This is a genomic window from Capnocytophaga sputigena (assembly GCF_002302495.1).
GTDB classification, from domain to species: Bacteria; Bacteroidota; Bacteroidia; order Flavobacteriales; family Flavobacteriaceae; genus Capnocytophaga; species Capnocytophaga sputigena.
The window spans coordinates 323,736-346,520 of record NZ_CP022379.1; the positions used below are offsets into that span (position 1 = coordinate 323,736).

Sequence of the window (22,785 nt, forward strand, 5' to 3'; positions counted from 1 at the left end):
TACTTATAATTTATTAGTTTTCAGTAGATTGCTCAGCAGACACTTCTACTTTAGGTTCTTCTACTTTTTCAGTAGGTTTAGCTTCAACTTTGGCTACTTCTGCTACAATTTCGAATGGGAAATCAACGATTACTTCACGGTGTAAACGGATAGCAGCGTTGTATTTACCTGTACGTTTGATAGTGTTACCTGCGATAGAGATAAATTTTTTATCGATATTGTGACCAGCTTTAGCTAATTCTTGAGCAACATCAGCGTGATTAACAGAACCAAAGAGTTTATCACCAGCACCTACTTTGGCTACAATTTTCACTGCTAAGTTAGCTAGAGCTTTAGCAGTTTTCTTAGCTTCTTCAATGATGTGTTGCTCTTTATAAGCTTTTTGTTTTAAGTTTTCAGCTAATACCTTTTTTGCTGAGGGAGTAGCTAAAATTGCGAATCCTTGCGGAATGAGGTAATTACGACCATAGCCATTCTTTACAGTAACGACATCGTCTTTAAAACCTAAATTATGTACGTCTTGTTTAAGTATAATTTCCATAGTTTCTACTCCTTGTTATTATTTTAATAAATCGGCTACATAAGGCATTAAAGCCAAGTGGCGAGCTCTTTTTACGGCGGTAGCCACTTTGCGTTGGAACTTCAATGAAGTACCAGTAAGGCGACGAGGTAGCAATTTACCTTGTTCGTTCACAAACTTCAAGAGGAAGTCAGCATCTTTGTAATCAATGTATTTAATACCTGATTTTTTAAAGCGACAATATTTCTTTTGTTTAGAAGTGTCGATGTTTAGTGGAGTGAGGTATTTGATATCTCCTTTTTTTTGTTCTACTGCCATTTTCTTACGCTTTTTTAGTGTTTAACTTAGCTCTTCTTTTTTCAGCCCACTCGATGGCGTGCTTGTCTAATTTCACAGTGAGGTAACGCATAACACGTTCGTCACGACGGAATTCCAATTCGAAAGCGTCGATTACTTCACCAGCTACTTTAAATTCAAAGAGGTGATAAAATCCGCTTTTTTTGTTTTGGATTGGGTAAGCTAATTTTTTCAAGCCCCAATTCTCTTTTGCTACAAATTCTGCACCCCTTGAAGTAAGAAAATTTTCAAACTTTTCTACTGCTTCCTTTATCTGAGTTTCAGATAAAACGGGATTCAAAATGAAAACAGTTTCGTATTGATTCATAAAAATAAAATGATTAAATGATTTTTAATTCAGGGCGCAAAAGTAGTATATTTATTTGAAGTAACAAAATAAAATACATTTTTTTTGCAATAAATCAAATTAATTAACTGATAATAAATATATTAATATTCTATTTCTTTCTCTATTAACATCTCTCCCCTATATATTTTTTGGTAACGAGTTAGTTTTTCACCTTTGTAATAACCTATATAGTAGGCACGTTCTTCTTGGTGTGCCTCAGCTTCCTGCTGGCTTATTTCATCATATAGGTAGGTAGAGCGATTCGTCTTTTGTTTGTGCACATCAGAACAGCTAAGGAAATAACGCAGTACGATATCTCCCTTATACAAATAGAGCTTTTGTCCATTCATAGGAATTTCGGCAAAAACCTTTTCTTGTTCAACGGGGGTAATAGGTATTTTAGGCTCAAAAGAGGGATCAGCGTGGAAAGCATATTGAGGATCAATGTATATTTCTGAGCTTTTTATTTTGAACACTTTACGCTCCCAACTATTCCCCAATAAGAAATACTGAAAACCATCCTTTTCTCCACAATACTCATAAGTAAATAAGGATTGCAAGGGAAAGGCTTCGGTAGCTTTTCGCTCTTCTGGCATTTTTTTGCAAGAGAATAAGGCTAACAAAGAGGCTAATAAGGATATTTTTTTCATTCTTTTTTACTAAATATATAGGTATCTGCTTCTTGAAAATTAGGGTATTGCCCTCCAAATACTTCTCTTACTACAATTTTACCGAGGTAACGTTCTAAAGGTAAGTATATATCCTCAGCATCTGTACAAACAAACTCTAAATAAGGCATTTTTAGCAAAGGAGAAGCATCTTTTATAGGATTAAAACATATCTTTAGGTTTCTAAGTGTTTCTATACCTACCAAATCGCTAAGGTCTTCTATCTTGTTTTGCTCTAAGTTCAATTCCTCTAAAGATAAATGCTTCAAAGGAGAAAGGTCTTTTACTTCATTGTGATACAAATATAAAGTGTTGAGCTTCTTGAGGGCTTTCAATGGAGATAAATCGCTAATTTGGTTCCTATCTAATTGCAAATATTCAAGATTGGACAACCACGTTAAAGGGGATATATCGGTGATTTGGTTTCTATCCAACCAAAGTTCGGTAAGGTTTTGTAATCGTTGTATGCCCTCGAAAGAAATGAGTTTATTGCACGATAGTTTTAATTCTTTTAGCTTGGATAGTTCGCAAAAAGGAGTTATATCGCTCACTCCACTGTCATAAACCTCTACTTTTTTCAGTTTTTTATACTTGGCAAGAGGCGTATAATCTGTTGCCTTGACATTCAAATAGAGTTTTTGTAGCTTCTCCAAGGGTGGTAAGGATTCTAAATCAGTAATATTCTCCGATAGCAACTCTAATTCCTTTATATTAGGAAACATTTGCAAGTCGGCTAAGTCCTCCGAGTGCAAATCATCGTTATGAATAAGCATTTTGGTAATCAAAGGCGCTCCTTCTTCTTTGACTAACACCCTCCTCCCCTCTTTTACAAGAAGGTCAGCGTGTTTCTTTTTCAGATATTGCTTTACTTTCTGCTCTATGAGCTTGCTTTTAAAGGTAATGTAACTCATTTAGTTTAATTTTAATATTTCTTCAAAACTAAGTATCTCGTATTCTTCGTTCAAGTGATATTTTTCTTTGGTTTGTCTGTACCAAACGTCGTGTTCTTCCTGAAAACCATTAGTATCAGAGGGCGTTCCATCCTTCCAATACATATCTCCTTTGGCTATCTCCATTGCGTTGTGATAGGTAAGCTCGTGTGTAATACAAAACAAAGCCTCAATATCTTTAGGTGGGGTTGCAAAAAGACTATTTTGAGCTAATTTCTCAGTAGCTTCTTCCCTGCTAAGCCCTGCATAGTGCATCATATAGTGCTTGAGCCATTCGCAATAAGAATAGTGGTTATAAATCCAATAATATCGGTCTTCTGTATCTTCATATACTATTCCGTCACACAAGCCATTTTCGTGAGGCTCAGTTCCTATTTGTGCTAATCGTTTTTGTAAGACATTCATTTAGTTATTTTTCTAAAAGTGATTCCATAAAACTTGTTATTCCAGAATAATTCTGTTTTCTTTTCAACCACTGACGTTGGGATACATTGTTCTATGGCGTTCAAATCAACCGTTTTGCCTTCAAAATAGGATTTAGAAAAGACGCTTTTCTTGTATTGGGTCTCCACAAAGTCGGCTGTCTCATCGGCGATAAGCAACTTGCTTCCTGGTTTGGCAACTCGGAGCATTTCGCTCATAGCAAGAGCTTTATCGTTGAAAAAATTGATACCACCGTTGTGAAAAACAATATCAAACATATTATCAGCAAAAGGTAACTCTTCAGCGGGACATTGCACAAGGGTAAGGTTTGTTTTCTTTTGCCACTGTTTCTTACATCTTTTGAGCATTCCCATAGAAATATCAGCTCCTACAAGGTCTATTGTTTTCAGATCAATCCCTTGCGGTAGATAACGCAAGTCTGCCCCTGTACCTATGGAAACATAAAGTACCGAAATAGCATTCTTCCATTCCAAGCGGCTCATCAATTCCGTACGCAGGCGGTCAATGTCATTTCCATACTTGAGTTTTCCTATCCATTTTTCTCCAAAATCATAAAAGAAAGACATCCAATCATACATTTTCATATATTTTTGATTATCTCCACTGACAAAATGGTCATTCATACAGCAAAAAATACCATCTTCTATTTTTATATCAGCTTTTAATATTTGGGATATATCCTTCATTGTATTTATATTTTTAAATTATCTTTTCTTAATCAAAATATCTCCTTCACAAAGCCAAAGAGGTTCATTTTCTATCTTTAACTCCTCCCACCATTGTTTTTCTTCTGTTTCAGCATCATCTACAATACGAAAATTAGCAAAATCTGTACGAGGCGGAGGCAATACAACAATATGCTCTATCTCTTTAGGTTCTAAATGATAAGTATCCGAAAGTTTTTTGAGAAACAATAATTGCTCTAACTCCTTTTTATAGCTTACAAGTGCTTGTTTCTCCTCTTGCAAAAGAGAAACTTCTTTAAGCTGATGAATTGTTTTGTGAAGTTCATCTTCTATGAGTTGTTTTGCTGTTTTCATTCTTTAGTAAGTTCATCAACCATTGTAATAAGTTTGCTCAAAGTATTAAAATTACGCGTTGTAGCTACTATTTTAAGTCTCTTTTCCACATAATTGTTATTCAATTTAGACCTTGAAGCATCCTTAGGAAGATATAGATATATTTTATCACCCACTATAGCCAATTCTTCTCCATCAAAAGTTTCTTTCTTCAACTTTTCTACTAAATCAGGTGCTAAAACACTATTTGTGAGCGTAAAAAATACCCGAGCTATATCATAATTTTCTCCTATAAAAGGATTCATATCAAGCATTTCCTGTACTTCCTTACGAGTTGCTACAACAGTTGGTAAGTCAGGACCTATATGTTCTTTTATTAATTGGGAGACTTTGGGGGCTATTTCATCACGTATTTTGTCAGATAAGAACACTATATTTCCGCTTTGGATATAAGTGCGTACCCCTTCAAATTCTGAGGAGAGTAATTCTTGTAGCTCTGCCATTTTGGGGATTCTGTTTTTCCCCGTAGGCATTACTCCTCGCAATAAAGCTATATAAGGTTTTTTGTCTTTTGTTTTCATTATTATAATCCGTATTTAGTCCACCCCCCATCGTGCCTTTGACAGTCATCTATCTTCCACTCACCATCTTTTCTAATGATAAGAAAGCGAAACTGATCATCACGATCATTTTGGGTATAGAGGTATATCTTATTTTTAGTTACGGTCTCGCTATCAATGATTTGATGCGCTCTATAAGTACCTCCCTCGTTTAGTGAAAAATGAATTCCCTCAGGACGATAGCCCGCCCTGCGCTTATCGGTACAATACTTTTGGAAGAGGGCTTTGCATTTTTCCTCTACCAAAAGCTCACCCTCTTCTGTATCATCATTCTTGGCAGCAAAAGCCTCCCACTCGGTCATTGCCGCAAAAAAGTCCAAAAGCAGTTGCTTTACTATGGGTAAATCATCAGTAGGGATTGCCGCTGGTTTCTTCTTGCCTGCTATGCGTTGGGCTTGTTCAAAGGCTTTTATCTGCTCCTCAGTGAAAGGTTTATCAAGGTAGAAACTTACCTTGTTATAATGTGCTACTGCCATTAGCCCTTCAAAAGTAACTCTTGTTCTCTTTAGCGAAAGAGACTTCAGGCGTGGTACTTGTAGGACAATTTTTAGCGTTTCATCAGTTACGGGACAACCGTCCAGCGAGATATGGTCAATAGGTTTGTCGGCAAAGTACTTAAAGCCTTCGCCTGTAACTTGTTTGTTGTCCTCTAAGAAAAGGAGTTTTAGTTTGGGTAAAGTCGCCAAGTACTGGAGGGCTTCATCGGTAATATCGGTATTGATAAATCCCATATTGACCAACGACTTTACTTGCACGATCTGTTCAACCATCTCATCGGTTAGGGTGACATCCTTGTAATGATGTCCTTTGCAAAAACGCTCCTCGGTTACTTCTTTGAGCGCGGTATCTAAGGTAATGGGGCGTTTGTATGTTGCCATAATATTTTATTTTTCTTTTATAGCATTGTAGTAAAGAGCTTCATACATCGGTATAATTTTCTCTTCATCAAAACGAGCTGCTACTTTTCGAGCATTCTGTTTAAATTGTGCCAAGCGGTCTTTGTCACTCAAAATATAAATAGCTTTTTCAGCCATTGTTTGCACATCTCCTATGGGGCATAAGTAGCCTGATACTCCTTCTTCATTTACCTCCGATAAGCCTCCTGCGTTACTAGACACTACAGGAACTCCCGCAGCCATTGCCTCTAAGGCTGAAAGTCCAAAACTTTCGGATTCTGAGGGGAGTAAAAACAAATCTGTAAAACATAATATACGGTCTATATCAGATGTATTTCCTAAGAAGAGTACCTTTTTCTTGATACCTAAATCCTTACATAGCTGGTCGGCTATTTCGCGCTCAGGTCCGTCACCTACCATTATCAATTTAGCAGGAAGCTGTTGCTGAATGCCATAGAACACCCTTACTACATCATCTACACGCTTCACTTTCCTAAAGTTGCTGATATGAGTAACGATAAGTTCATCAGCACTTGCCATTACACTTCGTTTACAAGGAGAAACACGCTCCGTTTTTTGCAATCCAATAAAGTTAGGAATAACTTTTATATCTTTATCTACATTAAAAAGACGCAATGTATCTCGTTTCAAACTCTCTGAAACTGAAGTTACTACATCCGATTCGTTGATGCTAAACGTTACCGCTTCTTTATAAGTAGGGTGATTACCTACAAGAGTAATATCAGTGCCGTGCAAAGTGGTAATCATAGGGAGTTCTATTCCTTCACGTTTGAGCATTTGCTTTGCCATATAGCCTGCATAAGCGTGCGGAATAGCATAATGTACGTGCAAAATATCGATGTTGTAAGTCTTTACCACATAAGCCATTTTGCTTGATAACGCTAATTCGTAAGGCTGATAATGAAACAAGGGGTATTCCTCTACGTGTACCTCATGAAAGTGAATGTTCATTTCCAAGAAGTCTAAACGCACAGGATAACTATAAGTAATAAAGTGTACTTGATGACCTTTACGGGCTAAAGCGAGTCCTAATTCGGTAGCAACGACACCGCTACCTCCAAAGGTAGGATAACACACTATGGCTATATTCATTTTTTTATGTATTAGATAGGCAAAAGTACTATTTTTCTGTTGGGTATAAAAAATATTAACAAAAAATTATATCTTTGCGGTTGGATAACAAGAGATAAAATGAAAAAAACAACTTCTTTTTTAGACACTCATAATGGAGATTTCCTTCTCATAGAAAGTGAAATCATCACAACTAATACAACTTTTTCTAATCTTAGAGAACGTTTCCCAAATAATGAAATATGGGAGGTAGGTACAGGATACTATTGGCTATATTTTTACAATTGTTCTTTTGAAGGAAAACTCTTTGATGTTTCTCTTTGTTTTAAAGGAGAGCAACTAGAATGTTTATGTTTTGCGATGAACGAACGACAGACTTCGTGGGAAGATTGGAGTGAGGAATACGAATTGAAAACTGAAAAATATTACAAACAATGGATCACAGCCCATATTGGCGATAATCACTCTTTTGAATGGGGAGAAATTGAGGCTCTTTATGACCGTAAAGGAGGACGTACAGCTATTTGGTTAAGTTATAAAAGATGAAATATTCAAACAAATTAAGTCCTTATATAGAAGAAGCCTATCAGCTTTTTTCTACTTATTCGATAGATAAACATCTATCGGTGTGTGATTGTGGTAATTGCATTACTCCTACTGAAATAGATGATTTATGCCGTATTCGCCTTAGGGAACTCTCACTTCAACAAATTAGTACCTACATAGAAGCTATGTTAGTGAGTACAGATAAGGCTATTGTAGAAGTTCATTATTTTCTACCACGTATGCTAGAACTCCTTTGTGAGGGTAAAGTATTTTATATAGACGAGGGGTTCTCACTCTCTAAATGTCATTTTGAACGTCTTGACTTGTGGAAAGCTCCCGAAATAGATTTTTTAAAGCGGTTTTCTCTCGCTTTTTTTGAAGAAGTTCTCAGTGAAAAATACTCCGAAATCACCACGGCTGAAGATTGGTTGGTTTGTTTTGGATTAGCAGGATTGCCCATTCAGCCTTTATTAGACTGCTGGATAGCTAATGCTTATAAAATAAATGCGATTCGTTATTTTGAAGAAATTTTTATGTATAGCTTACAAGCTAGAGGAATAGAGTATCATCATACCTATTTTAAAGACAAACATAGAGAACTGAATATACAAATTACAGAATGGCTTAACAACAGTAAAACATTAAAGATTTTTTATGAAGCTATAGAAAAATTATTATTATCAGATATAGTTTTAAACGAAAAGGTTGTATATCAACTTGAGAATATGTATAATATATTAGAATTTGAATTATATAAATAAATAGATATCACAGAAAAAAGCTTAAACAAAGGAAGAAAGATGTAAAATTAATCATACAAAAAATGGAATTTGTAAAGTCAACTTATTTTATCCTTAAAAACCATACCATTTCTAAACTCAAATAAAAGTTCTGCTAAATCTTTTCGGTTCTTTTTACTTTTATCTTCTAATATTGAAATAATTTCTTTGTTAAGAAAAAACTCAATGTACTTTGCGAGTTCAAAAAATGTAATTTTCTTATGAAATAAGAGTTTTAATGCCTTTATTATTGAACTTGTATAACATTCATTATATCTCTTAATATCTCTTTCATTTACATTTCTTTGATTTCCAATGATATCTCTTTCAGCAATTATTTCATTCATAGAGCTTGGAATATCTTCAAAACCTATGATATGTTTGTATGTAGATAACTTACCTATAAAATCAGAAGACTTACAACTTAGCAATAGAATATTTTTGCTTTCAAACATCTCATTAGCAGAATTTTTATCAAATATTTTTATATCTGTACTATTGGGAGCCAATAGCCCGTAGGATGTACCATGACCTAGAAAAATAAAAATATCATTATCGTTCAGTTCTTTAATTTTGCTGTAAACTTTATCGATTTCTTCTCGTTCATTTGAAGTTATTGCAAAATAATGTTCCTCAAAGGCTTCTTTGAAAATAGACAAAAACTTAGTACTTTCATCTAATGCGTGAACAATTAGTATTTTATTTATCATCTATTTGTAAATCAGAATATTTAGCAATTGCCAATTCTATAATTTCCCTTATAAATTTCAACCCAAAAATATCAGCTTCCTCAGATTTTAGTATATCTACTATTTCCCTTCCATCATAAAACTTATTTCCTGTATTGATTTTGTGTTTACCAAATGATTGGATGGTATTTAGGACAATACTTGATATTGTATTAGCATCTTTCAGAGCGGATAAAATTTCCTCAAATTGGGAATTTCTTGAACATATTTTTATTCTTAGTTTCAATAATTTTTCAATAACAATTGGCAGTTTTTCTATATTATCATTTTCTCTAATTTTTTCAGCAATAAACTTTGAGACATACTTAGTATTTCCTGAATAGATTAAAAATCTCTTATTTTCCAGCTTCTGCTTAGCTTCAATTACTAATTCAATAATATCCCACCCACATATTCCATTAAATTTATCACTTTTATTGATAAGATTCCAATCTGTGGCAATAAGGCTTATTTCCTTACCTTGAGATTTCTTTATTACTTCTTTTTTAAATGCTTCTTTATCAAAATTATTGCTTTCTACATTATAAAAATTTTCTGGATTTATAAAAAGAAGATTACAATTATACTCTTTAGTTGTAACATTTTGTCTATGAATAGCTTCTTGGTCGCTATCATCATCAAAAACTAAGTAATATAAATCTATTTTACTCTGATGTCCCATAACTAAAATTCTATTTTAAATGAAGCTCCTTTTAGTTTTACATTATTACCATTGAAAACAATAGTTGCTCTCATATCCTCCAAGCGTTTTCTTACATCATACATTCCTATTCCTGAACCTCTTTCATCAGAGTCTCTTACCCCCAATTCAAAAATTTCATTAGGGTTTTTGACTAATTTTTCAGAAACGCCATTACCATCATCATAATAATAAAGTTCCAATTTATTAGATTCTTTATTATCATTGAACTCTACAAGTATATTTTTTGCCTTTGCTTTTATAGAATTTGATATTAAATTATCAATAATAATATCAATATCAATAGGATTTATCATTTTCATCTTTTCAGGTAAAGATGAGATTTTAATATTGATATTAGGTCTGGAAACTGCTATATCATTTAAATATTCTTTTATATATTGAGGTAAATTAATCCTCTGACTGGTAAATTTATAATCAAATTGAGATTTAATAATAAGCTGAGAAACCTTTAATGCTTTATCAATGTTATTCTTAATCAAATAAATTTGTTGTTTGATAGAATTGCTTAGCTCATCACTTGATAATAAATTACTCAAATAAATTGAAGCATTCCCAATATATAAATCTATTGAATGCACTAATTGTTCAGCATCATCACTAAGAGTTTTCCTTGTAGCATTAAGATATTGATTTTTTTGTGTTTCTATTTCGAGTTTATCACTAATATCCTTTACTTTTTCTTCCGCTTTTTTAGCAATAAAATGAGCTTGTTCTGCCTCTTCTCTAATGCCTTTTACTGCTTGTTCTATCTTTTTAGCCTCTTTTACCAATTCAGGATTATCAGACTGAGAGGCAACTCTATTAATATTTTTTACAATTTTATCAACACTCTTATCTTGTTTTTCAGAAATAACCTGTAAAAAATCTTTATCATATTGAATATCTATGATATTATTTGAGTTGATAAATCCCGAAATAAGTTCCAAAATTTGAACTTTTACATCCTTAGGCCATAACTCAGGATTTACAATTTCTCCCGTTTCTCTATCTATTTTTTCCTCGCCCCATTTAATTATATTAATCACATAATTTTCTAGTCGTATAAGAGCATAATGATAAAAGAAATCTACCAACTTATCATAAGTTTTTGTTTTGACTAAGCCGCCATCTCTACTGGTGATTTCTCTTAATTCGGGTTGTTCTCCATTTATTTCAATTCGTCCGATTAATTCCCTTGTTCCAAAATAACGAAAATGCCCCTGCTGTTTTCTTCTATCAATTAGCAATCTATCTTCTCCTTCTTCTCCATACGGATAAATTCTGAAGCCATTTTTGTACATAAAAACAGAACCATATTCCACAGAATTAACTCCCATTATTCGTTTAAAATTAATCTTAGCAGATTTATTTAAAACAAAAAGATAAACTGATATATTGTGAAGTTCTTGATATGGATTTTTTTCTTTAAGGTAATAGATTCTATCTCCTCTATCTTGTAAAATAGTCTCTATATACTCACCATATTCACTAATTTTAACAATAATATTAGATGTCTTTATTCCTAATGTTTCAAAAATAGGATTTTTTACAAGTCCATTAACTTTTTCTCTTTCTTCTTTTTTCTCATTATCAAGTCTTTTTTCTTCCTCTGCGATAATTTCAATTTCAAATCCGTCTCTATCATTTTCCTGATTAGGATTAATAAGTTTAGCTAATGATTTTTTTAACTTTAAAATTTTATCTCTGTCCCATTCATCTCTTAACCCTGAAATTTCTAAAATAGTACCATACTTTAGTTGGTATTTATTTTCAGATAATGTATTATGAGTAACACTTATATTGATAAATTCCTCTTCATCTGCATTTTCAAACTTTTCCCAATCAACATTTAAATTCTCAATTTTTGCCTTATCTTCATTTTTCAATGTTATAAGGTTTAAATGTTTACCAAGCCTATCGCAAGAGAAACGACCAATTCCTTTTGCTCCTGCAAAAATTCTATTTGATTTGATTTTATCTCGATAATCTTCATTTTCTTTTCCTGTTCGTTTAGCAGAATAAGCAACAAATAACCATTTATCTTTCAAATCATTATAATTCATTCCCTTTCCATTATCTTTGATTATTATTTTAGATGATTCTGGCTTATAATTATTCTCAAAGATAATTTCAACTTTTGTAGCATTAGCATCAAATGAGTTTTTTACTAATTCAAAAACAGCAACAAATTCATTAGTAATTAATTCCTTACCAATAATATTTTTTAATGCTGCACTTATTTTAAAATTTTCTGTACTACTCATATCAACTCTTTTAAGATTAAACCTGCTTGTTCTCCAAAAAGGGGAGGAATTGCATTGCCTATTTGAGTATACCTGGGTACTTCAATTTTTCTTAATTTTCCACCAGTGGTATATTTCCCTTTAAAGATAAAGTCATCTGGAAAACTTTGTAATCGAGCATATTCCCTTACAGTTAAAATACGAGGCTCCTTATAATGTATTAAATCATCAGGATGTGATGTAATAGTAGGAGCTTGTTCTTTTGCTTGTAATGGTACTAAAACCTGCTTAGAAATCCCTAACTCTTTTTTTAATTTCTGAGAAATATTTTTGCAATTAGAACTTACAGATTGGATATATGAAAACCTATCAATAATCTGATCAGAATGTTTGGCAAAGCTATGACTATTTGGCGTTTCTTCTTTTCCAATGTCTTGCCTCATTAACTTCTGATAATTAGAATTAATTTTCTTGTAGTTACTGCTCTTGAAACCCTTTCTGTCTGGCGTTTCTATTTGCTTATTATTATCAGATAATAAATCAGAAATAGCCTCCTCAATTGTAGGACTGATACTTATGTTTTTAGTTTCTAAAAAACTAAACTTTTTATTCTCTATGAGTTCAAAAAAACTTTTTGCTTTTTCTTCGGAGGAGTTTTTTAAATCCTTTCTAATTCCTATCAAAATAAACCTTGTTCGCTTTTGAGGAATACCATAATCACCAAAATTAATCAGCTTTCCATAAACATTATAGCCTTCTTTTTTTAATTTTTCTGTTACAATTTGTGAATATCGGTTACCTTTTGCTTTATTGTCTTTAAACTCCATAGTAAATCCTTTTACATTCTCAAAAAAAAGCAAATCAGGCTTCACCAATGAAATAAACTTCACATAAGAATCAATTAATTTATTTCTGGTATCATTTTCGTTTCGTTGTCCTGCAATTGAAAACCCCTGACAAGGCGGACCTCCAGCAACCAAGCTTACTTTCCCTCGAAGATTTTTAAGTTCCTCGAAATAATTATTTATAACATCATTTATGTCATGATTTTGCTTTGGGAGCCATTCTGGCCAATCAAAATGACTTATTCTTTGGCATAAATTATATTCCAAAGTTTGGAATGCGTGAGGACTCTTCTCTATAGCAAACATTCCTTTCCAACCTGAACGATTAAGTCCTAAAGATAGGCCACCGCACCCTGCGAACAAATCTATATAGTTAAACATTCTTCTTAACGGATTTAACCAACAAATTTACAAAAAATATTAACATTAACAAATTGTGATGTGCAATTGAATATTGAAAAAACATAAAAGATAAATTACAAAAAAACACAAGCAACTAATTTAGAAAAGACTTTTCTAATTTTAAGTGCTGATAAAGCTAATCTATTCAAAAATTAACATTAGTACAACAACAAATAAATTATCACATAATGCAAAATTTATCAATATAACATAATTATTTTGAGAGGTAAGTAGGCATAAAGACACTATATTTTAACTACATTTATATTTCATATCTATATGAAAAATCCTCAAAAAAATGTACATTCCATTTTTATAAACTAATATTCAATTTGCGGATTATGAGAATCTTAATTTTAAGAAAATCTGAAAAAATATGAAGAGGAAATAAAAAAATCATTCAATATTTTTAGATGTAAAAAAGGGCGTAAATCTTGAAACTACCTGATTTACACCCTTTAATTTAATGCGGAGAGAGAGGGATTCGAACCCCCGGAGGTGTTACCCTCAACGGTTTTCAAGACCGCCGCATTCGACCGCTCTGCCATCTCTCCAATTGCACAACTGCTATTGTCATTTCAATTATGCGGGTGCAAAGGTACAACTATTTTTATTACTTGCAAATTTTTGAAGCAAAAAATTGCGATGTTTTTTTAACTTATTTTATAACTTATTGTTTTACAAGAAATACAAAAAACAACTTTTAAATGATTAGTTATTCATTGTCGCTAAAAACTCTTCGTTATTTCGAGTTTGTTTGATTTGTTTTTCCATAAACTCCATTGCTTCTATAGGGTTCATATCAGCTAAATATTTACGCAATACCCAGATGCGATTGAGCGTATTTTCCTCTAAAAGCAAATCGTCACGACGAGTAGATGATGCCATTAGATCTATAGCAGGGAAGACACGGCGGTTAGCAATACGGCGGTCTAACTGCAACTCCATATTACCGGTTCCTTTAAACTCTTCAAATATTACCTCATCCATTTTAGAACCTGTTTCAGTAAGTGCGGTAGCTATAATAGAAAGAGAACCACCATTTTCTATATTGCGGGCAGCCCCAAAGAAACGTTTAGGTTTATGAAGTGCATTGGCATCTACCCCACCTGTAAGCACTTTCCCTGAAGCTGGCTGTACAGTGTTATAAGCTCGAGCCAATCGTGTAATAGAATCTAATAGTATCACCACATCGTGACCACATTCTACTAATCGTTTAGCTTTTTCAAGGACTATATTGGCTATTTTCACATGTTCAGAAGCTTCTTTATCAAAGGTAGAGGAAATAATTTCTCCACGTACACTACGTTGCATATCTGTTACCTCTTCAGGACGTTCGTCAATGAGAAGCACCATCAAATATACTTCAGGGTGATTTTTGCTGATAGCATTAGCAATATCCTTCAACAACATTGTTTTCCCCGTTTTAGGTTGTGCTACAATCATTCCACGCTGTCCTTTTCCTATAGGTGCAAAAAGGTCGATAAGACGTGTAGAAATCGTTGCTCCTTTACCTGCTAATTCAAATTTTTCGGTAGGAAAAAGTGGAGTGAGGTGTTCAAAAAGTACGCGATCACGCACTACTTGAGGATCTAAACCATTAATTTTAATCACTTTAAGAAGTGGATAATATTTTTCACCATCTTTAGGTGGACGGACTTCTCCGTGAACTGTATCTCCTGTTTGCAAACCAAACAAACGGATTTGAGAAGCTGATACATAGATATCATCAGGAGAAGCTAAGTAGTTATAATCTGAAGAGCGCAAGAAGCCGTAGCCTTCTGGGGTAATATCCAAAACACCTTCACAATCTACAATACTATCAAACTCAAAATCAGGAGCTCTATAACGATTTTTTTTCTCCTTATCAAAGTTTTCATTATTGGAATTTAGATAGTTGTTACTGCTATTGTTTGCAATATTACCATTATTGTTATTATTTGAAGGGAGAGGTGTTTTAGATTGATTATTGTTAGTAGAAGGAGGTGTAGGAGTATTATTTTTTCGTTGAAAATTAGGTTTAGTGTCTGTTTTTATCTCTACTTTATTGTCTTCCGTTGTTTCTTTATTTATTGCATTTTTAGGTAGATTCTCTTGTTTAGAGCTTCCTACTTTTTGAGGGGCATCTATTTTTTTCTTTCGTTCTTTTTTAGATGGTGAGTTAGAGTTTTTAGCTGTTATAGCAGCAGTTTTTTTAGGAAGTTCTTGAGGAGTTTGATTGGTTTGTTTTTCTTGAAAATCAATAATTTGATTGATAAGTTCGGGCTTGTTTAAGTAACGATACTTAGGCACATTTAGCCCCTTTGCTATTTCCTGTAATTCAGGTAGCTTTTTAGATTTTAAATCTGTAATGTTAGACATTTTATAAAATAGTTGTTAATAAAGTAAATGATTTTTTTCAGTAGAATAAGATAGTGTTTTTTTCCTCTTTTTAAATTAAGATATTATTGAATAGAATTTTGTAGAGGTACTGAAAACGCGGCAAAGATACGAAATATTTTTGATATACAAAATATTAATTTGCTAAATTGATAGATTATTTATATCTTTGCCGAATAATTTAGATTTTTAAACTAATCAAAGATGAGTAAAGGACCTATTTCTCAATTCATTGAGAAAAACTTTTTACACTTCAATGCAGCAGCTTTAGTAGATGCTGCTAAAGGGTATGAAACCCATATTACTGAAGGCGGAAAAATGCTCGTGGCACTTGCTGGAGCAATGAGTACGGCAGAATTAGGAATTTCACTTGCTGAGATGATTCGTGCGGGTAAAGTAGATATCATCTCGTGTACAGGGGCTAACCTTGAAGAGGATGTAATGAACCTTGTGGCACACTCTCATTACAAACGTGTACCACACTATCGCGACCTCACTCCTGAGCAAGAAAGAGAGCTTCTTGATGGACATTACAATCGTGTAACTGATACTTGTATTCCTGAGGAAGAAGCTTTTCGTCGTTTACAAAAACACTTGGAAGATGTATGGCATGCAGCCGAAAGTAAAGGTGAACGCTATTTCCCTCACGAATTTTTATACCAAGTAGTAAAATCAGGTGTATTAGAGCAATATTACGAAATTGACCCTAAAAATTCTTGGATATTAGCAGCTGCCGAAAAGAATTTACCTATCGTTTGCCCTGGTTGGGAAGATTCAACCACTGGTAATATTTTTGCAGCCAATGTAATCAAAGGGAATTTAAAAGCCTCTACTGTGAAAACAGGTATTGAATATATGATTTACCTCACCGAATGGTACCGTGCAAATTCAGGAGGTAAAGGCGTAGGGTTCTTCCAAATAGGAGGTGGTATAGCTGGAGATTTTCCTATTTGTGTAGTACCTATGATGTATCAAGACTTGGAATGGGAAGATGTACCATTTTGGTCATACTTCTGTCAGATTTCTGACTCAACCACTAGCTATGGCTCATACTCAGGAGCTGTACCTAATGAGAAAATCACTTGGGGTAAATTAGATATTGACACCCCTAAATTTATTGTAGAATCGGATGCTACTATTGTAGCTCCACTTATTTTTGCCTATCTTCTTGGCAAATAAGAAATAGAAATAAGAGGTAAGATTTTATTTTTCTTACCTCTTATCTTATATAAAAAACCTCTTTAGGCTGTTCTCTTCTTATAAAAATATACCCTTGATAATATACATTTATACAAGCAGTAACTTTTTCATTTTCTATAAGTTTTCTCCATAAAGGTTCATTTTCTTTTCGGTGAATATTATTGATGATGAAAATACTATCATTGTGCATATAATTCAAATAAAAATCCAAATTTTCTTTCGGATAATTGATAAAAATAAGATCGTAAGTCGTTGCAGTTTGTAATTGGGTTACAAGACTACAATTTTCGTTTACAGAGAGTTCCTTTTCATCTGTAAAAATAGTTTTCACTTCCAAATAACGAATTATCTTCAGCAATGAAATAAATTGTTTTCTAGATATCATTGATGGATAATTAGCAAATTCTTTTGGTTTTACTAACTGTTTATTGTACAAACAACGAGTTACAAAGTTGTAGATAAAAGGAGAATGCACTCCGTGTTGATTTGTTGATTTTATAAGAAATTTTAAATAACTTATGAACGACATATTTTTCTATAATTTACAAGCACGGCAAAGATAAAGAAAATTCACGAGTTTATAAATTTACAATTGATTATTTTTTTTGCAGATGTAAAATATTATTTGTACATTTGCAAACTATGAGAGAAATTTTATTTAAATATTTACCCGAAAACGCTGTAACTCCTTGTTTTGAGCTCATTAAGGCAAACAATATTTATTTGCGTATTGTAAACGAGCGAAAAACAAGACACGGAGATTATCGGCAACTTCCTAACGGGCAACATCTCATTACAATGAATGCTACTGCTAATAAATACCGCTTTTTGATAACCTTTATTCACGAAGTAGCACATTTGATAGCTTTTGAACGGTTTGGCAGACTTATCAAACCACACGGCAACGAATGGAAATACACTTTCCAACAACTAATGATACCTTTTATCACTCCAGAAATATTTCCCCAACAATTATTAGGTGTATTGCAACGACATTTTTTAAACCCTATGTCCAGCAGTGATGTTGACCCCGTATTGGCTATAGCTCTCAAGCAATTTGACACGAGTGAAAATGTAAGTTTTATTTATGAAATTCCGACAGGAAGTACATTTCGTATCAAGGATGGACGCGTATTTCGCAAAGGGCAACGCCGCGTGAAATGTTATGATTGTGTAGAAATAAGTTCTGGCAAAAAATACATTTTTCAACCTCACGCTGAGGTTGAACTTATTAAAAGTTAAAAAACTGAATTAAAATATTACAAATATATGGTGAACAATTATTATGCAGTGATTATGGCTGGCGGAGTAGGTTCGCGCTTTTGGCCTGTAAGTACTACTGAATACCCTAAACAATTCCACGATATGCTCGGTACAGGACAAACGCTCTTGCAACGCACTTATTCGCGCTTGCAGAAGTTTATCCCTCAAGAAAATATTCTCATTCTCACAAACGAACGATACAAGGAAATTGTAGAAGAACAAATTCCTAATATATTACCTAAAAACTTGGTATTAGAACCTTGTATGCGTAATACAGCTCCTTGCATACTTTATGCGGCAATGAAAGTGAACAAGCGCAACCCTAATGGAGTAATGATTGTAGCCCCCAGTGATGCATGGATTGAAGACGAAAAGGCTTTTATGCACAATGTGATTACGTGTTTTAATGCTGCTCAAAAGGCTGATAATATCTTCACTTTAGGAATCGTACCTACCTTCCCTAACACGGGTTACGGCTATATACAATACAATAAAGACGACAATACCAATATCAAAAAAGTAAATCAGTTTCGTGAAAAACCCGATTACACTACTGCTAAAGAGTTTTTAAAACAAGGTAACTTTTTGTGGAATGCAGGTATTTTTATATGGAGTACCCAAACTGTACTCAACGCTTATAAAGTCTATCAACCTACTATGTATAAACTCTTTGAAAAAGGAGAAGATACTTATAATACTGAAAATGAAGTAGACTTTATAGCTAAAGCCTACCCTGAAGCTGAAAATATATCAGTAGACTATGCTATTTTAGAACCTTCTACTAATATTTACGTACTTCCTGCTAATTTTGATTGGAATGACTTAGGTTCTTGGGGGTCTTTACATGAAAAATCACCAAAAGATAGTGCTCAAAATGCCGTTATCAACGCAAGAGTATTACTCAAAGATGCTGAAAACAATATTATCCGTACTGAAGGCGCTAAATTTGTAGTAATAGATGGACTTAAAGACTACATTGTAGTAGACAGAGATGATGTTTTGCTCATCTACCCAAAAGCAAAAGAACAGAATATTAAGGAAATAGTAAATGAAGTAAAAAGCAAATGGGACTTACATTAAACAAATTACTCCTAGAGAAAGGATATATCGCCATCCCTCTTGAACTTACTCTTACTCAACATCTTATAGTGCAAGCCAAAATCAATGGTATTGAAGGACGTTTTATTTTAGACTCAGGAGCTTCTAATACGTGTGTAGGAATAGAGTGGATAACCTATTTCAATTTAGAAGCTGAAGATTCAGAAATAAAAGTTGCTGGTGCAGGAGCAAGTGCTATGGAAACACAAGTCGCTATAAAAAATCACTTAGAAATAGGTTCATTAAGTATTCGCAGGATTCCTTTAGTTTTATTTAATTTGACTCACGTAAACGAAGCTTTACAACAATTTAATTTACTTCCCGTACATGGTGTTATAGGAGCTGATTTACTCCTGAAGAAAAAAGCTGTGATAGATTACTCCAAAAAGAAGTTGTATTTACTTCGTTAAAACTTATAAAAAGAGGCTACCAAAATTTTGTTTAGGTAGCCTCTTTTTTCTTCTATGATTTGATATGGGATTTTCTTACTTCATCGTCTCTAACTTCCCTTGTGATTTTAGCAGTTCAATTTCTGCCAACTTATAGTCTAACAAGGCAGTAGTATAGTTATTTTTAGCATCAGATAGTGAGCGTTCAGCTTCTAATAAATCAGTGAGAGAAGCTAACCCTTGTCGATAATTGTTTTGAGTATTGAGTAACACCTCTTCAGCGAGTTTTACGTTTTCTTTTTGTGAATCGATAGTAAGGAGGTTATTGGTGAGCTGGCTACGAGCATTTTCATAAGCCAAATCCATTGCCAAACGAGTATCTTTAAGTGTAGCTTCAAGTGCTTGACTTTCTATCTGAGCTTGACGTATTTTAGCACGTGTACCAAAACCTGAGAAAATAGGTATGTTCAATCCTAAAGTGATAGCTGAATAATCAGAACCATATACTTTATCTTTTTTACCATAAAAAATGGGTGTTTTAGGTCCCATACTCAAATATCCATAGGTAGCTTGCAAAGCTAATGATGGATAGAGTGCTGCACGCTGTACCTTTACATTAATATCTAAAAGTTGTTTTTGTTTTTCAAGCACTTGCAACTCTATACGGTTATTGGTATTTCCTTTATCGAAAGCCAAATCATAATTAGCTTCAAATCCTTCTTTAGGCAATGTAATCGACTCATTCATAGGCATTCCTATCATATATTTAAGTGCATTTTCGGAAAGTTGTAATCCGTTAAGCGCTTGCTGGCGTGCCGATTTAAGATTGTTTACAGCCACTGTGGTGCGATCGAGATCTATTTTTTTAGATAAACCAGATTGGTTTAATCCTTTTACTACATTAGCTGTTTTCTCGGTAAGTGCCAAATTACTTTCTATATTTTCCAATGTTTGCCGGGTTTGATATACTTGATAGTAAGCTTTGGCTACCTTTTCTATAATATCATTTTCAGTAAGTTGTTGATTGAGCATATAGAATTCACGGGTAGTACGCGCTGCTTTTAGTCCCATAAATACCGATTGATTGAAGAGTACTTGGGTAAGTTTAGCTTCAGCATTAGCAGACCATTTTTGTCCCATTTCCATTTTTAATGGTTCATCACTTGCTGGCATACCTGGAAAAGCAAAGGTACTACCATCAATATAAGTGGCTTGTAATTTAGGATTGTATACCATACCGCCTGAAGCTGAAATATTAGGCAATGCATTAGCACGTACTTCTTGTATCTTATAATTGGCTTTGGTCACTTCTAATCGCGCTTTCTCAGCATCTGCTTTATTTTCTAAAGCATAACGAATAGCCTCTTTTAAAGTCAATTCTTTTTGTTGTGCAAAGCTCATAAAACTGAGGCACAACAAAGTACTTGTAATGATTTTTTTCATTGATATTTATTTTTAGTCATTAGTTGTTAGCAACTGAAATTAGTTTATTTTTTGTTTTCTTTCTTGTTCTAATACTCGCTCTAATTCTTTAAGTCCTTTTTCATTGACAAGTATCCTGAAAAAGTACTCTAAAATGGTATAGATAGTTTCCCAGAAGGGAAATTCTCTTTCAGGGAAAGTACGTGTTATGGAACGGAGACGTTGTACACTAGTATAGAAAACTTTATAGAAGTTCACATTGATATCTTTTCTAAAAAGACCTTCTTGCCAACCCTTTTCTAAGAGTTTATCTATAAAAAGTGCATCAGTTTTAGCAAACTCGCCTTCCATACGTTCGTATGTTTTAGGATAGTATTTTTGTAGCTCCCAAATAGGGCGGTCGCTATTGATGTTAAAAACTTCCTGAACCTTTTTTTGGTTGCGGTATACATTTTCTATCACAGAACCTTCTCCTTGTACAAAAGTATCTGCATTTTTACAACTGATCTCTAAAGCGTAATCTAATGTAGCTTCTACCAAGTCGTTTTTAGAGGGAAAATACTCATAAAGTGTCTTTTTAGACATCCCCATTTTGTTAGCCAAATCATCCATAGTAAAGGTTTTAAACCCGTACTGCATAAAGTCATTTAAAGCGCGCTTTACAATATCCTCTTTCATACTATATTAATTTGTTGATTTACTGATTTATTAATCATCTTGTTTTCGGGGGCAAAGATACAATGAAAAAACTTAATAAACAAAAAAAGTTTCCTTTATTTTAGATAAGAAGTAAGAGGTAAAGGGTAAGATTGTTTTACTTAAAGGCTTAAGAAGGTAAATCCTACGCCTACAACTGTTTGTTTATAATTATAATCGATAAGGGAATCGCCATAACCGTGGGATACCTGCAAGAGAATACGAAGATCGCGACTGAGCGGGTATATCCAGTTCAGCTCTACGTGTCCACGATTATTATTAAAATTTAAATTATTCCTCACTCTCAAATTAAAAACATTTTTACGGAAGGGGTAAGCAATGCTCAATTCACAACGTCCTATATAATTCTCAATATCGGGATTGTCATCTTCTCTTGCCTTTTCTGAGAAACGCCACCAGAAACGGCTATTAACCATTAAATCATTCCATAGGAAAATACCTGATAAAATAATCCTGTTCCAACTGCGGGAATGTGCCGCTTCTTTACCATTTGACTGGTGATTTACGGATAAGCCTATCATTTTCATTTTTAGGTTCCCTGCTGAGAAGTTGAGTGGATAGGTAAAGATGAGTTCGGGTTCATAATTCAATTCTCTAAATGGACGTGAGAGTTCGCCATTATACATCTGCCAATAGGATTGTTGAGTAAAAGCAACCCAGACATCGCCTTTACCAAAAGCGTCTTGCATAATTTTAGCTTTTAGGCTTACTTGAAATTTTGTTTCTATGTGTTGATAATCTCTCCATTCGGGTATTGGACGATTAGGGTTAAGACTTACAGGTTGTTCTGTAGGTTTATCAGTAAAGCGGAATGGCATTACATACATAGGGAGATATTCTACGAGTTTAAAAGTACCGCGTTGGTCTTCACGGTCGAGTTCCCACATTTTTGACAAAGTGCGTTCTAATTGCGCTTTTCTATAAGCTTTCTGATCTACTTTAGGGAGTTCTTGTAAAGAATCTTTTATTGTTTCTTGGGAAAAAATAAAAGATGATGTTGCTAAAAATAGTATAAATAAGGAGTGTTTCATTATTCTGTTCTTTGTTTTGCAGGTGCAAAGGTACTGATAAAAACTTTATAAACAAAAAAAGTTTTCTAAAATAAAAAGGGGCACTCACTCTTTAAAACAAAATAACGCAGAGCGGAAACTCTGCGTTATTTCGAACATAAATTTTA

The 22,785-nt window shown here is 33.5% G+C and carries 26 protein-coding genes and 1 tRNA gene; 6 read left to right on the forward strand and 21 right to left on the reverse strand.

Features of this window, described 5'->3' with window-relative positions; translation table 11 throughout:
* Positions 1-13: 13 nt before the first annotated feature.
* The 11 genes from rplI to bshA form a co-directional block, all read right to left on the reverse strand.
* Positions 14-541, reverse strand: coding sequence for a 50S ribosomal protein L9 (rplI, locus tag CGC57_RS01570; RefSeq protein ID WP_002679071.1), 528 nt, complete (start codon positions 539-541; stop codon positions 14-16).
* Positions 542-559: 18 nt separating this feature from the next.
* Entirely contained in the window at positions 560-838 is a 279-nt protein-coding gene (rpsR, locus tag CGC57_RS01575; protein WP_002671374.1) for a 30S ribosomal protein S18, read from the reverse strand.
* 4 nt (positions 839-842) lie between these two features.
* Positions 843-1,184: a 30S ribosomal protein S6 gene (gene rpsF / locus CGC57_RS01580; protein ID WP_002679068.1), complete on the reverse strand. Its 342-nt coding sequence runs from the start codon at positions 1,182-1,184 to the stop codon at positions 843-845.
* A gap of 122 nt (positions 1,185-1,306) precedes the next feature.
* Positions 1,307-1,855, reverse strand: coding sequence for a hypothetical protein (locus tag CGC57_RS01585; RefSeq protein WP_002679053.1), 549 nt, complete (start codon positions 1,853-1,855; stop codon positions 1,307-1,309).
* Positions 1,852-2,784, reverse strand: coding sequence for a leucine-rich repeat domain-containing protein (locus CGC57_RS01590; RefSeq protein WP_002679157.1), 933 nt, complete (start codon positions 2,782-2,784; stop codon positions 1,852-1,854). The genes CGC57_RS01585 and CGC57_RS01590 overlap by 4 nt, the downstream gene beginning before the upstream one ends.
* The gene (locus CGC57_RS01595; protein WP_002678940.1) at positions 2,785-3,228 is read right to left on the reverse strand and encodes a hypothetical protein; all 444 of its coding nucleotides are present in this window, start codon (positions 3,226-3,228) and stop codon (positions 2,785-2,787) included. It abuts the gene before it with no gap.
* Positions 3,225-3,953, reverse strand: coding sequence for a class I SAM-dependent methyltransferase (locus CGC57_RS01600; RefSeq protein ID WP_095897692.1), 729 nt, complete (start codon positions 3,951-3,953; stop codon positions 3,225-3,227). The genes CGC57_RS01595 and CGC57_RS01600 overlap by 4 nt, the downstream gene beginning before the upstream one ends.
* 18 nt (positions 3,954-3,971) lie before the next feature.
* Positions 3,972-4,307, reverse strand: a complete 336-nt coding sequence (locus CGC57_RS01605; protein WP_002679204.1) for a hypothetical protein — start codon at positions 4,305-4,307, stop codon at positions 3,972-3,974.
* Positions 4,304-4,867 carry a DUF1697 domain-containing protein gene (locus CGC57_RS01610; RefSeq protein WP_002679090.1) on the reverse strand — a complete coding sequence of 188 codons (564 nt, stop codon included), beginning with the start codon at positions 4,865-4,867 and terminating at the stop codon, positions 4,304-4,306. The genes CGC57_RS01605 and CGC57_RS01610 overlap by 4 nt, the downstream gene beginning before the upstream one ends.
* A gap of 2 nt (positions 4,868-4,869) precedes the next feature.
* Positions 4,870-5,784, reverse strand: a complete 915-nt coding sequence (locus CGC57_RS01615; RefSeq protein ID WP_095897693.1) for an NTF2 fold immunity protein — start codon at positions 5,782-5,784, stop codon at positions 4,870-4,872.
* A gap of 6 nt (positions 5,785-5,790) precedes the next feature.
* Entirely contained in the window at positions 5,791-6,915 is a 1,125-nt protein-coding gene (bshA, locus tag CGC57_RS01620) for an N-acetyl-alpha-D-glucosaminyl L-malate synthase BshA (protein ID WP_095897694.1), read from the reverse strand.
* 99 nt (positions 6,916-7,014) lie between these two features.
* On the opposite strand from bshA, the gene CGC57_RS01625 reads away from it, so the two are divergent.
* Positions 7,015-7,440: a hypothetical protein gene (locus tag CGC57_RS01625; RefSeq protein WP_095897695.1), complete on the forward strand. Its 426-nt coding sequence runs from the start codon at positions 7,015-7,017 to the stop codon at positions 7,438-7,440.
* Positions 7,437-8,201 carry a hypothetical protein gene (locus CGC57_RS01630; RefSeq protein WP_095897696.1) on the forward strand — a complete coding sequence of 255 codons (765 nt, stop codon included), beginning with the start codon at positions 7,437-7,439 and terminating at the stop codon, positions 8,199-8,201. Before CGC57_RS01625 ends, CGC57_RS01630 begins: the two co-directional genes overlap by 4 nt.
* 77 nt (positions 8,202-8,278) lie before the next feature.
* Here the strand turns inward: CGC57_RS01630 and CGC57_RS01635 are convergent, their stop codons facing one another.
* The 6 genes from CGC57_RS01635 to rho all read right to left on the reverse strand — a co-directional run bounded on the left by CGC57_RS01635 (position 8,279) and on the right by rho (position 15,501).
* Positions 8,279-8,929: a hypothetical protein gene (locus CGC57_RS01635; RefSeq protein WP_095897697.1), complete on the reverse strand. Its 651-nt coding sequence runs from the start codon at positions 8,927-8,929 to the stop codon at positions 8,279-8,281.
* Positions 8,919-9,629, reverse strand: a complete 711-nt coding sequence (locus CGC57_RS01640; protein WP_095897698.1) for a hypothetical protein — start codon at positions 9,627-9,629, stop codon at positions 8,919-8,921. The genes CGC57_RS01635 and CGC57_RS01640 overlap by 11 nt, the downstream gene beginning before the upstream one ends.
* A 2-nt stretch (positions 9,630-9,631) precedes the next feature.
* On the reverse strand, positions 9,632-11,914 hold the full coding sequence (locus CGC57_RS01645; protein WP_095897699.1) for an ATP-binding protein: 2,283 nt from the start codon (positions 11,912-11,914) through the stop codon (positions 9,632-9,634).
* Positions 11,911-13,119, reverse strand: a complete 1,209-nt coding sequence (locus tag CGC57_RS01650) for a DNA cytosine methyltransferase (RefSeq protein WP_095897700.1) — start codon at positions 13,117-13,119, stop codon at positions 11,911-11,913. Before CGC57_RS01650 ends, CGC57_RS01645 begins: the two co-directional genes overlap by 4 nt.
* A 490-nt stretch (positions 13,120-13,609) precedes the next feature.
* Positions 13,610-13,694: transfer RNA gene (locus CGC57_RS01655), tRNA-Ser, on the reverse strand.
* 157 nt (positions 13,695-13,851) lie between these two features.
* Positions 13,852-15,501, reverse strand: a complete 1,650-nt coding sequence (gene rho, locus CGC57_RS01660; protein WP_095897701.1) for a transcription termination factor Rho — start codon at positions 15,499-15,501, stop codon at positions 13,852-13,854.
* Positions 15,502-15,723: 222 nt separating this feature from the next.
* Between rho and CGC57_RS01665 the strand changes: the two genes are divergently transcribed.
* Positions 15,724-16,698: a deoxyhypusine synthase family protein gene (locus CGC57_RS01665; protein ID WP_002681113.1), complete on the forward strand. Its 975-nt coding sequence runs from the start codon at positions 15,724-15,726 to the stop codon at positions 16,696-16,698.
* A 40-nt stretch (positions 16,699-16,738) separates the two neighbouring features.
* Here the strand turns inward: CGC57_RS01665 and CGC57_RS01670 are convergent, their stop codons facing one another.
* Positions 16,739-17,104 carry a hypothetical protein gene (locus CGC57_RS01670; protein WP_232747263.1) on the reverse strand — a complete coding sequence of 122 codons (366 nt, stop codon included), beginning with the start codon at positions 17,102-17,104 and terminating at the stop codon, positions 16,739-16,741.
* 257 nt (positions 17,105-17,361) lie between these two features.
* Here CGC57_RS01670 and CGC57_RS01675 point away from each other — a divergent pair, with 257 nt between their 5' ends.
* From CGC57_RS01675 to CGC57_RS01685, 3 genes are read left to right on the forward strand one after another with little or no spacing between them, the layout of a single operon-like run.
* The gene (locus tag CGC57_RS01675) at positions 17,362-17,961 is read left to right on the forward strand and encodes a SprT-like domain-containing protein (RefSeq protein ID WP_095897703.1); all 600 of its coding nucleotides are present in this window, start codon (positions 17,362-17,364) and stop codon (positions 17,959-17,961) included.
* Positions 17,962-17,988: 27 nt separating this feature from the next.
* Positions 17,989-19,062 carry a mannose-1-phosphate guanylyltransferase gene (locus CGC57_RS01680; protein ID WP_095897704.1) on the forward strand — a complete coding sequence of 358 codons (1,074 nt, stop codon included), beginning with the start codon at positions 17,989-17,991 and terminating at the stop codon, positions 19,060-19,062.
* Positions 19,047-19,490 carry a retropepsin-like aspartic protease gene (locus CGC57_RS01685; RefSeq protein ID WP_095897705.1) on the forward strand — a complete coding sequence of 148 codons (444 nt, stop codon included), beginning with the start codon at positions 19,047-19,049 and terminating at the stop codon, positions 19,488-19,490. The genes CGC57_RS01680 and CGC57_RS01685 overlap by 16 nt, the downstream gene beginning before the upstream one ends.
* Before the next feature lie 75 nt (positions 19,491-19,565).
* Here the strand turns inward: CGC57_RS01685 and CGC57_RS01690 are convergent, their stop codons facing one another.
* From CGC57_RS01690 to CGC57_RS01700, 3 genes are all read right to left on the reverse strand, one after another.
* Positions 19,566-20,912, reverse strand: a complete 1,347-nt coding sequence (locus tag CGC57_RS01690) for a TolC family protein (RefSeq protein WP_095897706.1) — start codon at positions 20,910-20,912, stop codon at positions 19,566-19,568.
* 39 nt (positions 20,913-20,951) lie between these two features.
* Positions 20,952-21,569, reverse strand: a complete 618-nt coding sequence (locus CGC57_RS01695) for a TetR/AcrR family transcriptional regulator (protein ID WP_095897707.1) — start codon at positions 21,567-21,569, stop codon at positions 20,952-20,954.
* 140 nt (positions 21,570-21,709) lie between these two features.
* Positions 21,710-22,642, reverse strand: a complete 933-nt coding sequence (locus tag CGC57_RS01700; protein WP_172595637.1) for a phospholipase A — start codon at positions 22,640-22,642, stop codon at positions 21,710-21,712.
* Between the last annotated feature and the right edge of the window lie 143 nt (positions 22,643-22,785).

Coding starts and splice junctions, on each gene's coding strand:
- rplI (WP_002679071.1), bottom strand. CDS start 541: ATGGAAATTATACTTAAACAAGACGTACATAATTTAGGTTTTAAAGAC.
- rpsR (WP_002671374.1), bottom strand. CDS start 838: ATGGCAGTAGAACAAAAAAAAGGAGATATCAAATACCTCACTCCACTA.
- rpsF (WP_002679068.1), bottom strand. CDS start 1,184: ATGAATCAATACGAAACTGTTTTCATTTTGAATCCCGTTTTATCTGAA.
- CGC57_RS01585 (WP_002679053.1), bottom strand. CDS start 1,855: ATGAAAAAAATATCCTTATTAGCCTCTTTGTTAGCCTTATTCTCTTGC.
- CGC57_RS01590 (WP_002679157.1), bottom strand. CDS start 2,784: ATGAGTTACATTACCTTTAAAAGCAAGCTCATAGAGCAGAAAGTAAAG.
- CGC57_RS01595 (WP_002678940.1), bottom strand. CDS start 3,228: ATGAATGTCTTACAAAAACGATTAGCACAAATAGGAACTGAGCCTCAC.
- CGC57_RS01600 (WP_095897692.1), bottom strand. CDS start 3,953: ATGAAGGATATATCCCAAATATTAAAAGCTGATATAAAAATAGAAGAT.
- CGC57_RS01605 (WP_002679204.1), bottom strand. CDS start 4,307: ATGAAAACAGCAAAACAACTCATAGAAGATGAACTTCACAAAACAATT.
- CGC57_RS01610 (WP_002679090.1), bottom strand. CDS start 4,867: ATGAAAACAAAAGACAAAAAACCTTATATAGCTTTATTGCGAGGAGTA.
- CGC57_RS01615 (WP_095897693.1), bottom strand. CDS start 5,784: ATGGCAACATACAAACGCCCCATTACCTTAGATACCGCGCTCAAAGAA.
- bshA (WP_095897694.1), bottom strand. CDS start 6,915: ATGAATATAGCCATAGTGTGTTATCCTACCTTTGGAGGTAGCGGTGTC.
- CGC57_RS01625 (WP_095897695.1), top strand. CDS start 7,015: ATGAAAAAAACAACTTCTTTTTTAGACACTCATAATGGAGATTTCCTT.
- CGC57_RS01630 (WP_095897696.1), top strand. CDS start 7,437: ATGAAATATTCAAACAAATTAAGTCCTTATATAGAAGAAGCCTATCAG.
- CGC57_RS01635 (WP_095897697.1), bottom strand. CDS start 8,929: ATGATAAATAAAATACTAATTGTTCACGCATTAGATGAAAGTACTAAG.
- CGC57_RS01640 (WP_095897698.1), bottom strand. CDS start 9,629: ATGGGACATCAGAGTAAAATAGATTTATATTACTTAGTTTTTGATGAT.
- CGC57_RS01645 (WP_095897699.1), bottom strand. CDS start 11,914: ATGAGTAGTACAGAAAATTTTAAAATAAGTGCAGCATTAAAAAATATT.
- CGC57_RS01650 (WP_095897700.1), bottom strand. CDS start 13,119: ATGTTTAACTATATAGATTTGTTCGCAGGGTGCGGTGGCCTATCTTTA.
- rho (WP_095897701.1), bottom strand. CDS start 15,501: ATGTCTAACATTACAGATTTAAAATCTAAAAAGCTACCTGAATTACAG.
- CGC57_RS01665 (WP_002681113.1), top strand. CDS start 15,724: ATGAGTAAAGGACCTATTTCTCAATTCATTGAGAAAAACTTTTTACAC.
- CGC57_RS01670 (WP_232747263.1), bottom strand. CDS start 17,104: ATGATATCTAGAAAACAATTTATTTCATTGCTGAAGATAATTCGTTAT.
- CGC57_RS01675 (WP_095897703.1), top strand. CDS start 17,362: ATGAGAGAAATTTTATTTAAATATTTACCCGAAAACGCTGTAACTCCT.
- CGC57_RS01680 (WP_095897704.1), top strand. CDS start 17,989: ATGGTGAACAATTATTATGCAGTGATTATGGCTGGCGGAGTAGGTTCG.
- CGC57_RS01685 (WP_095897705.1), top strand. CDS start 19,047: ATGGGACTTACATTAAACAAATTACTCCTAGAGAAAGGATATATCGCC.
- CGC57_RS01690 (WP_095897706.1), bottom strand. CDS start 20,912: ATGAAAAAAATCATTACAAGTACTTTGTTGTGCCTCAGTTTTATGAGC.
- CGC57_RS01695 (WP_095897707.1), bottom strand. CDS start 21,569: ATGAAAGAGGATATTGTAAAGCGCGCTTTAAATGACTTTATGCAGTAC.